Here is a 13,676-nt window from a genome sequence, read left to right on the forward strand (position 1 = left end):
GCATGCCAGAGATCATCATCATCGGTGGAACCGACAGCAGCGGCGGCGCCGGCCTTACCCGGGACACTGCCGCGGCGCATTCCATCGGTTGCGAAGTGCTGCCAGTCGTGACCGCCGTAACCGTCCAGACGAATGGAGCACTGATTGCGACCGAGTTGATGCCGGAGGAGGTTGTCCGGCTGCAGATCAAAGCAGCTTTCGATTCCGGCGAACCCTGCTCGGTCAAGATCGGGATGCTCGGTTCCGCCAGCATCGCCAGCGTTGTCGTCGAGGCACTCGCGGACCATCAATTGCCGGTGGTGATCGACCCGGTCTTCAAGTCCAGTTCCAATGGTTGCCTGATGAGGGGCAGCCTGCCCGATCAACTTCTGCAACGCGCTACGATAATCACGCCGAATCTGCCGGAGGCGGCAACTCTCTCGAACTTGCCACAGGCTGCCACGCCGCTGGAAATTCGGCGACAAGCCGAGGCCATTCTTGCCTTGGGTCCTCAGGCGGTGCTGGTCAAGGACGGGCACGGTGATGCTCCCATTGTCTCGGACCGCCTTTTCCAAGCCAGCGGACATGACGTGTTTTGCCACAAGAGACTGAGCTTCGGCAGGCGCGGCACCGGTTGCCATCTTGCGACCGCCATTGCCTGCCATCTGACGATGCAACGCGACCTGACCAACGCCTGCGAACTGGCCATCGCTCAGGTCCATAAATGGCTCAGGAAAGTGCAGGAAAACTGACATCCCGATCCCGATACTGCCCTTGTCTTTCGCTTCTGTATGGCCATTGATCGGGCCAATGGACTCCGGCAACTGAACCCGGCAACAAAGTCCGCATATGTGGGAGGAAGCATGAAAGGTGCCCTAATCGGCTGCGGATTCTTTGCGCAGAACCAGTTGCACGCATGGCGAGATATCGAGGGGGCGGAAATTGTTGCCTTGTGCGACCGCGATGAACAACGCCTCGTACAAAGTGCCACCGATTTCAACATCGCACGGACCTACTTCGATGCAGAGGCTATGTTCAAGGATGCGGGCTTCGATTTTGTTGACATTGCGACCACTGCGCCGTCTCACAGGACGCTGGTAGAAATGGCCGCCAGAGCCGGCGTCCATATTATCTGCCAAAAGCCTTTCGCCGAAAACTTGGATGACGCCCGCGCCATGGTCTCCGCCGCTGCCGAGGCGCAGAGAACGATGATGGTTCATGAAAACTTCCGCTGGCAGTCTCCCATTCGAGCGGCGCTCTCTATTGTGCGATCTGGCCGGATCGGCACGCCATTCTTCGGTCGTTTCAGTTTCCGTTCCGGGTACGACGTTTTCACCGGCCAGCCCTATCTTGCGGAGGGAAAGCGATTCATCATCGAGGATCTCGGGATCCACATTCTCGATATCGCCCGCGCCTTCCTCGGCAATGCCGAACGTATCACCGCAACTACGAAGCGGATAAATCCCAAGATAAGGGGGGAAGATGTGGCAACGATGCTTCTCAGCCACATTGCCGGTGCAACCAGTGTCGTCGACTGTTCCTATGCCACCCGAAGAATGCCCGAGACGTTCCCCCAGACATTGCTGGAAATCGACGGAACGGAAGGCACGCTGCGACTGGACGCCGGCTATCGGCTGACGGTGCAATCAGACGGTGAGGATGTGCAGGATGTCTCCCCTCCGGTACTGCCGTGGGCGGAGAAGCCGTGGCACAATATCCAGGAGAGCGTGCTGACAATTCAGCAGCATTTCACGGATTGCATCGCTGCCGGGAGAGAACCGGAGACTTCTGGCTCCGACAACCTGCAGACGCTGGCGCTCGTGGAGGCCGCTTACCTATCCGCGGCCGAGGGCCGGACCGTAACGCTTGATGAGCTATGACAAAGTACTCCGAATTGTTCGGCACGAAAGAGCCTCCGGTGCCGCGCCGGATGTTTGCCGTGCCGCCGTGATCTTTCACACTTGAGGCCGGCGGCCTTCGCCATAACAATCTTCAAGGCTTGGAAGCTATCCGCGCAATCGCCTTCGTCGTCCGTGACCGGGACTGGGGCACACTGTACCCTAACATAGACAACGAACAGATCAGCCAAACGCCGACAGGCCTTCGGCTGACCTATGATGCAGCTTACAAAATGGTGATGGCCGGCTGGATGTGACGGTAGCGCTCACTGTCGATGCCGAGGAGATGCAACGTTCCGCTGTCGGCCGGGCGGCGGGCACGTTTGAGACCAACCGTTCAGGCTTCTCAGTACTCCACCCGATCAATGGCGTCGCGCGGCACCATATTCGCGTCGGCCACAGCGATGGCTCGAACGAGGATTTGGTGTTCTCCGAATTGATCGCCCTCTGACAACCCTTCGTCGATATTACGTCGATCTCCCACATCGCCGGAAGCAATCGCGTCACATGCACCTTCTCGGGCGACACGTTTGAAATGGAAGATCAACGCCAGTGGGGGGATGCTTCCTTCAAAGCCTACAACCGTCCTCTGGCAAAGCCTTGGCCATATCGGATCGCCGATGGTGAGTTGCTGGAGCAGACAGTCACACTGAATTGGGCTCCCTCCGGTGCTGAAGCCGTGGTAGCGGAGGCACATCCCTCAGAGAGCGAAGCGCTTTTTCCTCAAACTGCGCTGGTGATCACACCAGAGGACGCGTGGCGCCTTGCCGACCACCCAGAAGATCTGGCTGTGGTCTCACCACAGCGTCTCCTTTGTCAGCTGGATACGACGGTCGGAGACGCAACTCCGCAGTTTGCCGCGTTCGCCGCCGCGCAAGCCGCCTGCACGGACACGGAATTCGATCTCGAACTTGTCTGCCTGGGGCAGGACGATCCGTTTGTGGGAATGCCGCACATTGCATCCCTCCTTGCCGGCTCCGGCTTCAGTCCGGCCAGTATACTGATCTGTCCGTCGGTGGTTCGCAGTTCAACGCCGCCCGGATCCGACTGGACGCCCTGCGCCCCCCTGCGACCATTCATGCGGCTGCAACCAAGGCGTTTCCCGAAGTGAAGCCGGGCGGCGAAATGGTCAGCTTTTTCCCCGAACTTAATCGCAAGCGACCTCCAATTGAGATGCTGGATTTCGTAAGCCACGGACTATGGCCCATCGTCCACGCCGCCGACGACCTGTCGGTCATGGAGACGCTGGAGGCGATCCCGCACATAACCCGTTCTGCCCGCGTCAACATCGGCGACCGGGACTATCGCATCGGACCCGCCACGATCGCCATGCGCCAGAATCCGTACGGCAACCGCACCATTCCCAAACCATCAAGCAAACGCCTGTGCTTGACAGATGACGACCAGCGCCATCGCGCGCGTTTCGGAGCCAGTTATTGCATAGGCCTCGCAGCAGCCCTGGCTCCAGCCGGTGTCACCGTGTGGACACTGGCGTTCCTCTACGGTCCCCGAGGCGTCGTTGCGGAGGACGGTAGCTGGCCCGTCACCGAGGCACTGAAAGCCCTCTCCGGGCTGGCCGGACTTCCTGTTCACTCCTCCCGGATCGACCAAGGTGTCGCGAGTTTGCATGTCGGCAAAGTGGAATTGGTCGCGAACCTCACGCAGGCAAACTTGGACGGCCTGCCACCCTATGCGTGGCGCGTCGACCAACAGCTCGGTTCAACCCGGTAAAATCTTCTCTGTAAGGCCCGGATTATCAGAGATCTGCTAGTCGAATCCACGTTCCATTCGCTTGCGAGGATGCAACACACCCTTCAATGAAACGCAGCCCGTCCACCCCATCTGCTATCGTAGGATACAGGCATTCGGAAGGAACCGGCCGTCCGTCCCGTCGGGCCTGAATGGCATCGGCGGCCTCGTTGTAGATTGTGGCGAACCCTTCCAGGTATCCCTCCGGGTGGCCACCGGGAATGCGGGATACCCTGGCAGCAGCCTCTCCGGCACCGGCGCCGGCTCGTGTAAGCAGGCGTTTGGGCTCACCCAGCGGGGTGTACCAAAGGTAGTTCGGATCTTCCTGCGACCATTCCAACCCGCCCTTCTCGCCATATACACGCAAGCGTAGGGCGTTTTCGTTGCCAGGTGCAACCTGACTGCACCAGAGCATGCCCTTGGCGCCTCCCGAGAACCTCAACATGACATGTCCGTTGTCATCAACCCGTCGGCCGGGCACGAAAGCGTCCAGATCGGCAGCCAATTCCTCCACCTCAAGGCCGGTAACGAAGCATGCGAGATTGAAAGCATGGCTGCCGATATCGCCGGTAGAACCCCCGGCGCCGGAACGGGCAGGATCGGTACGCCATCCAGCTTGTTTCTGGCCGCTGGCTTCAAGATCCGCACTCAGCCAATCCTGCGCATACTCAACCTGTACCACCCGAAGCCGGCCCAGAGCACCTGTCGCGACCATCTCCCGCGCCTGCCGGATCATCGGATAGCCGGTATAATTGTGAGTGAGAATGAACAGCGCATCACTATTCGCGGCCGCCTCCGCAAGGGCCTTGGCGTCAGCAAGACTGGACGTCAGCGGCTTGTCACAAATGACATGAATGCCGCACATGAGGAAAGCCTTCGCTGCCGGGAAGTGCATGTGGTTGGGGGTGACGACAGACACAGCTTCGATACCATCGTCACGATCGGCCTCTTTCGCAGCCATTGCATCGTAGTCATCATAGATCCGGTCCGCAGCGAGCCCCAGATCCTCTCCGGACGCACGCGCCTTCTCCGGCGTCGACGACAGTGCGCCGGCGACAAGGTCGAACCGGTCGTCGATCCGCGCGGCGATGCGATGCACGCCGCCGATGAACGCATCGCGCCCGCCGCCGACCATGCCGAGACGTATCCGTTTGTTACTCATGTTCCCCTCCCCGAAATGCAACGACGCTTCCCCGCGTTATCGCCGGAAAGCGCCGTCTCCTTCATCTTTCACGGCCATCGGCTTCCCAGCCTGTACCGCGCCTTCACGTTTGCTGAAAAATCTTTCATTTTTCTTAAAATATCCCCGCCGGAGGCATCTACCCTCCGGCGCCACGCCGGGTTCCCGCGTCGCAGTGGATATTTGCGGAAAGATGATGGTCACAGGCCGAGCATCTTCCGGTTTGCCGCATCGTCCGCACCGCCGCCGGCAAAATCGTCGAAGGCGTGATCGGTGACGCGGATGATCTGGTCCTTGACGAACTGCGCGCCTTCGCGGGCCCCGTCCTCGGGGTGTTTCAGGGCGCATTCCCATTCGACCACGGCCCAGCCCGCGAAATCGTTGGCGGCCATCTTGGCGAAGATCGCCTTGAAATCGACCTGCCCGTCGCCGAGCGAGCGGAAGCGGCCCGCGCGGTCGACCCAGCTCTGGTAGCCGCCATAGACGCCCTGGCGGCCCGTTGGGTTCAGTTCCGCGTCCTTGACGTGGAACATGCGGATCCGGTCCTTGTAGATGTCGATATTGTCGAGATAGTCTAGATGCTGCAGCACGTAGTGGCTGGGATCGTACAGCATGTTGGCGCGGGCGTGGTTGTTCACGCGTTCGAGGAACATCTCGTAGGTGATGCCGTCGTGCAGGTCCTCGCCCGGGTGGATCTCGTAGCAGATGTCCACCCCGCAGGCCTCGGCATGGTCGAGGATCGGGCGCCAGCGTTTGGCGAGTTCGTCGAACGCCGCTTCCACGAGCCCTGCGGGGCGCTGCGGCCACGGGTAGACGTATGGCCAGGCCAGCGCACCCGAGAAGGAGGCCATTTCCGTCAGGCCCATCCGCTTGCTGGCGGTGAGCGCCAGTTTCACCTGCGCGACCGCCCATTCCTGCCGGGCGGCCGGGTTGCCGTGCACACTCTCGGCAGCGAAGCCGTCGAAGGCCGTGTCGTAGGCGGGGTGAACCGCAACGAGCTGGCCCTGAAGATGCGTGGACAGCTCCGTCACCTCCACGCCGTTGGCCTTCGCCGTGCCGAGGATTTCGTCGCAGTAGTCCTGCGAGTCCGCGGCTTTGGCGAGATCGAAGAGCCGGCCGTCCCAGCTCGGCAGCTGCACGCCCAGATAGCCGCAGTCGGCCGCCCACTTGGTGATGGCGTCCCAGCTGTTGAACGGGGCTTCGTCGCCTGCAAATTGGGCGAGGAAGAGGCCGGGGCCCTTGATCGTTTTCATGGCTGCATTCCCTTTCTTCAGACGTAGCGGTTGACGATATTCTCCAGCGCTTCCTGCCGTCCGGAAACCGGCTGCGGGTTGATGCCGCCCTCGACCTTCGCGGCAAGACTCTCGAGGTCCATTCCTGCCTGGATCTCGGTGCCAATGCCATCGTCCCAGCCCGCATAGCGGGCCTTGAGTGGCGTCTCCAGTGCACCGTCTTCCAGCATTGCCGCCGCCGCCTTGAGGCCGCGGGCGCAGCAATCCATGCCGCCGATGTGCCCGATCAGCAAGTCCTGCGGATCGATGGATTGGCGCCGAAGCTTGGAATCGAAATTGGTTCCGCCCGTACCGAGCCCGCCATTCTTCAGGATCTCGTAATAGGCCAGTGCCATTTCCGGCACGTTGTTCGGGAACTGGTCCGTATCCCAGCCAGACTGGTAGTCGTTGCGGTTCATGTCGATCGAACCGAGGATGCCGAGGGCACGGGCGAGGTGCAACTCGTGCTCGAAACTGTGGCCGGCGAGGATCGCGTGACCCTGCTCGATGTTCAACTTCACCTCGTTTTCCAGTCCGTGACGCTTTAGGAACCCATAGACGGTGGCGACATCGTAATCGTACTGATGTTTGGTCGGCTCCTGAGGCTTTGGCTCGATCAGGATCGTGCCCCTGAAGCCGATCTTGTGCTTGTAGTCCACGACCATGTTGAGGAAACGACCTGCTTGCGCATCCTCGCGGCCAATGTCGGTGTTGAGCAGCGTTTCGTAGCCTTCCCGTCCGCCCCAGAGGACATAGTTCTCGCCACCGAGCCGATGGGTGGCGTCGATGCACGTCTTCACCGTCGCCGCAGCAAATGCGAAGACCTCAGGGTCCGGATTTGTGGCCGCGCCGGACATGTAGCGGCGGTGAGAGAACAGGTTGGCCGTGCCCCAGAGCAGCTTCGTGCCGGTCTCCTCCATCTTCGGTCCGAAATAGTCGACAATTGCGTTCAGGTTGGATGTATTCTCGGCGAAGTCGGTGCCTTCAGGGCGGATGTCTGCATCGTGGAAGCAGAAATATGGTGCACCAAGCAGCGAGAACATCTCGAACGCCACGTCGGCCTTCCGGCGCGCGTGGTCAAGTGTGTCTCCGTACCACGGCCGTTCGAAAGTCTGGCCGCCGAACGGGTCGCCACCGGGCCAGACAAGGCTGTGCCAATAGGCGACGGCAAAACGCAGGTGTTCTTTCAACGTCTTGCCCAAGACCACTTCTTCGGGATTGTAGTGGCGATATGCAAGTTCGTTGGTGCTGTCAGGCCCTTCGTATTGGATAGGGGTGATGTCTCCAAAAAATCCGGTGGTCATCTGGGTAGTCCTTTCACGGCAGGATAGAGTGCGCGATAGCGTGCATATGCGGATTTGTAAGCCTCCGAGAGGGAAGCGACGGGATCAATGCTTGCCGCGACCGGCGGCGGCGTACAGACATCGGTGACAGAAGCGCCGGTGGCGGCGATCAGGCCAAGCCGGGCCGCCCCGAATGCGCCCCCGAAGTCACCGTCCTGCGGCACGTCAATGGGCATGTCCAGGATCGTTGCGAGCATCTTCAACCAGAGCGATGAGCGGGAACCGCCGCCGACTGCCATGAGCCGTCGCGGTGCCGCCCCGGCAGATGAAAGCGCCGCGAGGTTGTCAGCAAGCGCGAAACTTATGCCCTCGAGAACAGCCTCGGTCATCACGCCGGCGTCCGTTTCATGTCCCAAACCAACGAAAGCGCCGCGAATTTCTGCATCATTATGCGGAGTCCGTTCGCCGGCGAGGTAGGGGAGGCAAGTGAGGCCGGTCGGGCCGTTCAGTTCTGAACCCAGCCCATCGACAAGCTTCGCGGCTTCCTGGCCGACAAGACCCGAGAACCAATTGAGTGTGTCGGTCGCAGAGAGAATGACACCCATCTGGTGCCATTGTCCGGGTACGGAGTGACAGAAGGCGTGCACGGCGCTGGCCGGATCAGGCGAAAAGCGGGCGTTGGACACGAACACGACACCCGAAGTGCCAAGCGAGACAAACCCGGCATCGGGCGTGACTGTGCCCATACCGACGGCTGACGCTGCATTGTCACCACCACCACCGGCAACGACGGCTCGCTGCATCCCGAACCGACTCGCGAGATCTGGGCGCAACGTACCGGAAACTTCCGTACCTTCGACAAGGCGCGGCATGTGCGCCTCCGACAGGTCTGTCGCACCAAGCAGTTCGCTCGACCACGCACGGGCGCCAACGTCGAGCCAACTGGTGCCGGCGCTGTCTGACATGTCCGAAACGGACTCTCCCGTCAGCCAAAGACGAAGATAGTCCTTGGGTAGCAGCACACGCGCTGCCTTGGAAAAAAGCTCGGGCTCATTCGTTCTCATCCAGGCGAGTTTGGGCGCCGTGAAGCCTGGGAACACGATGTTTCCAGTAATGGACCGAAACCGTGGATCGGCGTCCAGTTCCGCCGCTTCCTTGTGGGATCGGGTGTCATTCCAGAGGATCGCAGGGCGCAGTGGCTTATCGGTAGAATCAAGAACGGTTGCTCCATGCATCTGACCGGAAAGTCCTATGCCAGCGACAGCGGCCAGCAAATTGGGGTGTTCGGTCTGCAATTCACTCAGCACGGCTTCGGCCGCCGTGATCCAGTCCCAGGGGTCCTGTTCGGACCAGCCGGGATGCGGGCGCTTCACTGCAAGAGGCGCGGTGGCAGAGGCTGCCACGACCTGATTTTCGTCGATCAGGACAGCCTTCAGGCCGGACGTCCCAAGATCGAGGCCAAGATACATCAAAGTTTGCTTTCTGTTTCAATTAGAGGCGGGATCGTATCGCGAAGGAAGATTTCCGTTCGGATTTCGGCGTCAAGCGGATCAACTGGCGTACCGTCAATCAGTGAACGGGACAGTCGAATGCAAGCATCGACCTCCCGCCGGGTGCTTTGATGGATCACGGCGTCGAACATACCTTCGCGGAGAGCCGTACGTGCCGTGCCTGTCAATTCATGCGCAATGACTTTCGGGCGGGCAGAGGTGCTGAGAAGCGCCGCAACGACGCCACGAGTGCCAGCCCCGAGGCTGTAGATTCCGGCAAGATCAGGGTGTTGCTTGAGGCATTCACCCAAGAGGCCGGCAGCGCGTTTTTCATCGTCCTGGCCTTCCAGGACCGCGACGACAGCAGAACTTGGAAATTCGTTGGACAGAACGGCCTCGAAACCGCGCAACCTGTCCTGGTGATCCCTCAACCGCAGCGAGCCTGCCAGTACGGCGATTTTGGCTCTGCTCTCACCGGCAGTAAACCGTCCCAACAGCGAGGCGGCGGCGCGACCTGCCATGGTATTTGCGATACCAATATAGTGCTTGCGGCCACTGCCTGGCAGATCAGAAATGAGCGTAAGCGTCGGGACTCCTTCGCCAGCAAGGCGTTCGATCTCCAATGAGATTTCCGGGTGATCCGTGCCCACAATCACCACGCTGTTGGTGGTTTCCGCAGAATGCTTGCGTAACGCTTCGCTCAAGGCGGCACCATCGAAGGGCGGAACACGTTCGAGTGTGATTGCCAGCCTCTCCGACAAGCCTGCCCGAGCGCGCTGTTCCACCTCCGTGCAAAGCGAATGCAGAAAGCTGCTGTCACCTTCCGGCAGGATGAACGCGATGCGATAAACCCGGCCGCTGGCCAGGTTGGCGGCGGAAATGTCGCGCACATAACCGATGTCCTGCACAACCTTCTGCACAGCTTCCACCGTGGCGGGCCTGACACCCGAGCGGTGATTCAGAACGCGATCTACAGTCGCAAGACTGAATCCCGACACCCGCGCAATATCGTGAACCGTTGGCCTTCGCATCTCTCCCCGCCGGTGGTGCTTATTATTCTAGCCACCTTGTGAGGTACGTTAGTCAAATCACTCCGGGAATGCAACCAAATTGCTCATTAACCGGGTGTCGACGTCGCATCTTCATCTCTGCCGGTGCTCCGCCGCTGTGACAGTTCAACGGCGAGATGTTCGGGAGCGAAGACCGCCGCGGGGTCGTCGATGCGGGCCATTATTAGGCGCATTGCTCGAATGCCGATCTGCCGCCGTGGAGTACGGACGGAGGTGAGGCTTGGAGACGTAAAGGCCATAAATTCCACATCGTTGAAACCGCAGATACCGAAGCGGTTGGGAACATCCAGCCCCTGTCGCTGGCAGGCAAACAGCGCGCCAAGAGCGAGGTCGTCGTTGTTGCAGAGCACCGCGTCGGCCTTCGGGTCGACCCTCAGGAGGTCGAGCAACTGGCGAGAGCCGAGCCCTACAGACGACTGGTCGGGGCTGAAGAGCACGCGGGCAGGATCGAACAGCCCCAGTTGTTCAAGCGAATCCCTGAAGCCCGACTGCCGCCGGACGGATCGCGGATCCTGACGCGCCCCAAGAAAACCGATACGTCTGTAACCCTGCTCTGCCAGGTGCCGGGCAGCCAGCGCCCCGGCAGCGGCATGATCGAAGCCCACCATCATATCGAGCGGATCAGGGCCGGTTTCGGTGATCTGCACCACCGGACAAGGTGCGGAACGCAGGAGCTTTCGGGTTGCTTCAGACTGGTCAATACCAGTTACGATCAACCCGGCGGGCCGCTGGGAAAGGAAAATCCTCAGCAAGCGCTCTTCTTCATCCTGACTGTAGCGGGAGTTGGAAATCTGAACCTGCAAGCCACCCTCTTCGGCAACATCGTAGATGCCCCGCAACGTACCGAGAAAGACCTTGTTGGTAACAGAAGGCAGGATAACACCGACCACATTTGAATTGCGGGAGGCCAGCGTGGAGGCTGCAGCATCCGGCAGATAGTCCAGTTCACGGATTGCTTCCTCCACGCGTGCACGGGTGGCGGCCTGCACCCTGTCAGGTGTGCGAAGCGCACGAGAAACGGTAATGGCACTGACGCCGGCGCGGGCCGCAACATCGGCGATTGTCGTACGTCCGGTGCTGCGGGGGCGTTTGGTCATTTGCTGGCTTCTGACGGCGTGTGGTCAGGTGAGCCTAGTGAAGCGGATCGCCAGAATCCAGACTCAGTGCTCACGCAGCAGCCGTGTTTTCTGCCGGTTCCAATCCCGTTTTTTCTCTGTCTCGCGCTTGTCGGCGACCTTCTTGCCTTTGGCCACGCCAAGCTTCACCTTCGCCAGGCCCTTGCCATTGAAATAAAGGGACAGCGGTACAAGCGTCATACCCTCGCGTCCCACAGCATTCCAAAGGCGGGAAAGTTCCCGCTTCGAAACCAGCAACTTGCGGCGTCGGCGCTCATCATGGCCGAAGGTCTTAGCCTTATCGTAGCCTTCGATATGTGCATTCACCAACCACAGCTCACCCTCTTTCACCTCAGCATAGCTTTCGGTGATCTGGGCATTTCCTTCCCTCAGAGATTTGACCTCGGAGCCTTCGAGCATGATGCCACATTCGAGATCACTCTCGATTGCATAGTTATACCGTGCCTTGCGGTTCTCCGCGATCGTGCGGGCGTTGGGTTTGCTGGGTTTCGTGGCCATGGCTGCCCATTTAAGCGCGGTGCGGGGGCAAGTCCAGTGGCTAGACCTGCTCCGCCGCTTCCGCAGCCAGTTCCGGCAGGCGTTCGTTGCCCTCCGGGCCGACAAAGACATAGGCAGCTGTATCCGTTCGCCACGTCGCCATCGTTACCCCCTCAAAATCCGTACTGCCGATGCCATCCGTCGCTCCGTTGCCGCTTTGCAGGAAACACAACGCAAAGACCGTGCCGTCCTCGGCCTTGTAGAGCAATTGTGCCACCGGCTTTCCGCCAGCTACCAGAAGGCGGGCACCCTCGAACGTGATGCCCTGTGCCGAAAGGTCGGGGATCGAAAAAGGCACGCCAGTGCGTGCGCCAATCCACTCTACAATATGGGCAGCCTCTTCCGGCGGAACTTCCGCGAGATGACGCGATTCCTGAGCATATACGCGGTGGTAATCCGCGACGTCGGCCATCCACCCCCGTTGGGCCACCACGGTCTTTTCTGGCGCGAGCGTATAACCGGCATAACCGGAGAGCAGGCCGGTGACGGCCAGAGCCGCAATTCCGGCCGCGATTGCGCCAAATCCCCAGCGGCCCGGCGCGGACGGAAGGTTGGCTGCCTCCGGTGTCGTCGCTGATGATGGTTCCTCGGGGTCGGCGATGCTGCGCACGAGATCCAAGGGCACCGGCTCGGAAAGAAGATCGTCAAATGCTGCCTTGAGAGCGTCATCGGTCGATTGCAGGCTTTCCAGCTCTGCCGCGATCTCAGGATCCTTTTCGGCCAGCAGTGCGACCGCATCACTTTCCGCGGGACTGAGTTCACCATCCAGGAAGGCGCTCAAGCGGGCGCGAAGCGTATCGTTCAACTCGGTCAATTCGCTCCTCCTTCCAGTTGGGCGCGCAACCTCTGGCGCGCAGTCGACATCCTGCTCATCACGGTGCCGATGGGAATGCCCAAGATCTCCGCCGTTTCCTTGTAGCTTCGCCCTTCCACGCTCACCAGCAGAAGAACGCTGGAAAGGCCTTCTGGCAGTGCCATCACCATAGCAATGATCTGGTTGCCATAGGTTTCCTCGTGGCCGTCGACGTCCGTCCGCAACTCGGGCGCTTCTGCTGCCTCGACCTGACCTTCGCCCATACGCACATTGCGCTTCCGGATTTCGGACACCCACGTATTGCGCAGTATGGTGTACATCCAGCTGTCGAGCCGCATTTCCTGCCGAAATTGCGTGTGCCGTTCAATTGCCTTGATACACCCAATCTGGACCAAGTCGTCAGCATCCGGACGATTGCGCGTCAGCGTCAGAGCAAAACGCCGCAACTGCGGAAGCAAGGCAACGACATTGGCGCGGAACGCCTTTTCGCCATCCATTTTGTCAGCTACCCCAAAGCCCACTATTCCCCGGTTCCGAAACCTTGTTTCACAGTGGGGAGGGTGCTGGCAACCGCCGAGGTATGGCCCCGGCGATTGAAATGCGATTGCCGTGGCAATCATCACGACTTTGCTCAGTAAGTGCTCGGCGTACCGGACAGCGCCATCTTTAGCGATGCGTAAGCCCAGGTATCACGTCCGCCGCGGGCATTGATCTCTCGCAACTGCGCCTCGGCAGCGTCGAAATCCCCCTGCTGGATAAACGCCTGGCCCATATAGGAGCGGACAAGAACATAGTCCGGGTTCCGGTCGAGCGCCGCGCGGTAATAGGACATACCGACGTCCATGCGCCCAGCCTTGCGATTGGCAAAACCCTTGTAGTTCAGAATGCGCGGGTCGTTCTGATCTTCGGCGGCAGCGAGGACAATCAGGGCGTTTTCGTACTGTCCATCATAGGCAAGTTCGCGCGCCGCTTCGTAGCGCTGATCGTCAGACAGGTTGCTCTCGCGGGCATCCACGCATTTACGCGTCTTGGGGTCGAAAACCTGCGCGCTCGTGCACTGCGTTGTCGTGGCTGTAGGTTTCGGCGGTGTCGTGTCGTCAGACCCGGCAGCGAACGCGATTGTTGCAGTGGTGGCGAAGACGGCTGCGAGGCCGGAAATCTTGGCAAAAGTCATGTCAGTTCCCTTTCGTTAGCGCGGCGGGCTCCAATGCTGCCGTCAATGAAGCTACGTTTGGGAACCGATTTTTATTCGGTTTCGGGCAAATAAAA

At 60.2% G+C, this 13,676-nt stretch carries 12 protein-coding genes and 1 pseudogene; 3 read left to right on the forward strand and 10 right to left on the reverse strand.

Annotated elements, in window-relative coordinates; genetic code table 11:
* Nucleotides 1–2 precede the first annotated feature (2 nt).
* From thiD to GO499_RS19935, 3 genes and pseudogenes are all read left to right on the forward strand, one after another.
* On the forward strand, nucleotides 3–731 hold the full coding sequence (gene thiD / locus GO499_RS12995) for a bifunctional hydroxymethylpyrimidine kinase/phosphomethylpyrimidine kinase (protein WP_161862580.1): 729 nt from the start codon (nucleotides 3–5) through the stop codon (nucleotides 729–731).
* A 111-nt stretch (nucleotides 732–842) separates the two neighbouring features.
* Nucleotides 843–1,859, forward strand: coding sequence for a Gfo/Idh/MocA family protein (locus GO499_RS13000; RefSeq protein ID WP_161862581.1), 1,017 nt, complete (start codon nucleotides 843–845; stop codon nucleotides 1,857–1,859).
* Between the two features lie 119 nt (nucleotides 1,860–1,978).
* Nucleotides 1,979–3,608, forward strand: a pseudogene (locus GO499_RS19935) (D-apionate lactonase family protein).
* Nucleotides 3,609–3,633: 25 nt separating this feature from the next.
* Here GO499_RS19935 and GO499_RS13010 read toward each other — a convergent pair.
* From GO499_RS13010 to GO499_RS13055, 10 genes are all read right to left on the reverse strand, one after another.
* Complete coding sequence (locus GO499_RS13010; RefSeq protein ID WP_161862582.1) at nucleotides 3,634–4,788, reverse strand: Gfo/Idh/MocA family protein; 1,155 nt, start codon at nucleotides 4,786–4,788, stop codon at nucleotides 3,634–3,636.
* Between the two features lie 218 nt (nucleotides 4,789–5,006).
* On the reverse strand, nucleotides 5,007–6,059 hold the full coding sequence (locus GO499_RS13015; RefSeq protein ID WP_161862583.1) for a sugar phosphate isomerase/epimerase family protein: 1,053 nt from the start codon (nucleotides 6,057–6,059) through the stop codon (nucleotides 5,007–5,009).
* 17 nt (nucleotides 6,060–6,076) lie between these two features.
* Nucleotides 6,077–7,381 carry a xylose isomerase gene (gene xylA, locus GO499_RS13020; RefSeq protein ID WP_161862584.1) on the reverse strand — a complete coding sequence of 435 codons (1,305 nt, stop codon included), beginning with the start codon at nucleotides 7,379–7,381 and terminating at the stop codon, nucleotides 6,077–6,079.
* Nucleotides 7,378–8,829, reverse strand: coding sequence for a xylulokinase (gene xylB, locus GO499_RS13025; RefSeq protein ID WP_161862585.1), 1,452 nt, complete (start codon nucleotides 8,827–8,829; stop codon nucleotides 7,378–7,380). Before xylB ends, xylA begins: the two co-directional genes overlap by 4 nt.
* The gene (locus GO499_RS13030; protein ID WP_161862586.1) at nucleotides 8,829–9,881 is read right to left on the reverse strand and encodes a LacI family DNA-binding transcriptional regulator; all 1,053 of its coding nucleotides are present in this window, start codon (nucleotides 9,879–9,881) and stop codon (nucleotides 8,829–8,831) included. The genes xylB and GO499_RS13030 overlap by 1 nt, the downstream gene beginning before the upstream one ends.
* 86 nt (nucleotides 9,882–9,967) lie before the next feature.
* Nucleotides 9,968–11,017 carry a LacI family DNA-binding transcriptional regulator gene (locus GO499_RS13035; RefSeq protein ID WP_161862587.1) on the reverse strand — a complete coding sequence of 350 codons (1,050 nt, stop codon included), beginning with the start codon at nucleotides 11,015–11,017 and terminating at the stop codon, nucleotides 9,968–9,970.
* A gap of 63 nt (nucleotides 11,018–11,080) precedes the next feature.
* Nucleotides 11,081–11,554: an SsrA-binding protein SmpB gene (smpB, locus tag GO499_RS13040; protein WP_161862588.1), complete on the reverse strand. Its 474-nt coding sequence runs from the start codon at nucleotides 11,552–11,554 to the stop codon at nucleotides 11,081–11,083.
* A gap of 40 nt (nucleotides 11,555–11,594) precedes the next feature.
* Nucleotides 11,595–12,407: an anti-sigma factor family protein gene (locus GO499_RS13045; RefSeq protein ID WP_161862589.1), complete on the reverse strand. Its 813-nt coding sequence runs from the start codon at nucleotides 12,405–12,407 to the stop codon at nucleotides 11,595–11,597.
* Complete coding sequence (locus GO499_RS13050; RefSeq protein ID WP_161862590.1) at nucleotides 12,404–12,904, reverse strand: RNA polymerase sigma factor; 501 nt, start codon at nucleotides 12,902–12,904, stop codon at nucleotides 12,404–12,406. Before GO499_RS13050 ends, GO499_RS13045 begins: the two co-directional genes overlap by 4 nt.
* Before the next feature lie 134 nt (nucleotides 12,905–13,038).
* A complete protein-coding gene (locus GO499_RS13055; RefSeq protein ID WP_161862591.1) occupies nucleotides 13,039–13,581 on the reverse strand; it encodes a tetratricopeptide repeat protein in 543 nt (180 codons plus the stop codon).
* Between the last annotated feature and the right edge of the window lie 95 nt (nucleotides 13,582–13,676).

Origin of the sequence: Algicella marina (assembly GCF_009931615.1) — a bacterium.
Lineage (GTDB): Bacteria > Pseudomonadota > Alphaproteobacteria > Rhodobacterales > Rhodobacteraceae > Algicella > Algicella marina.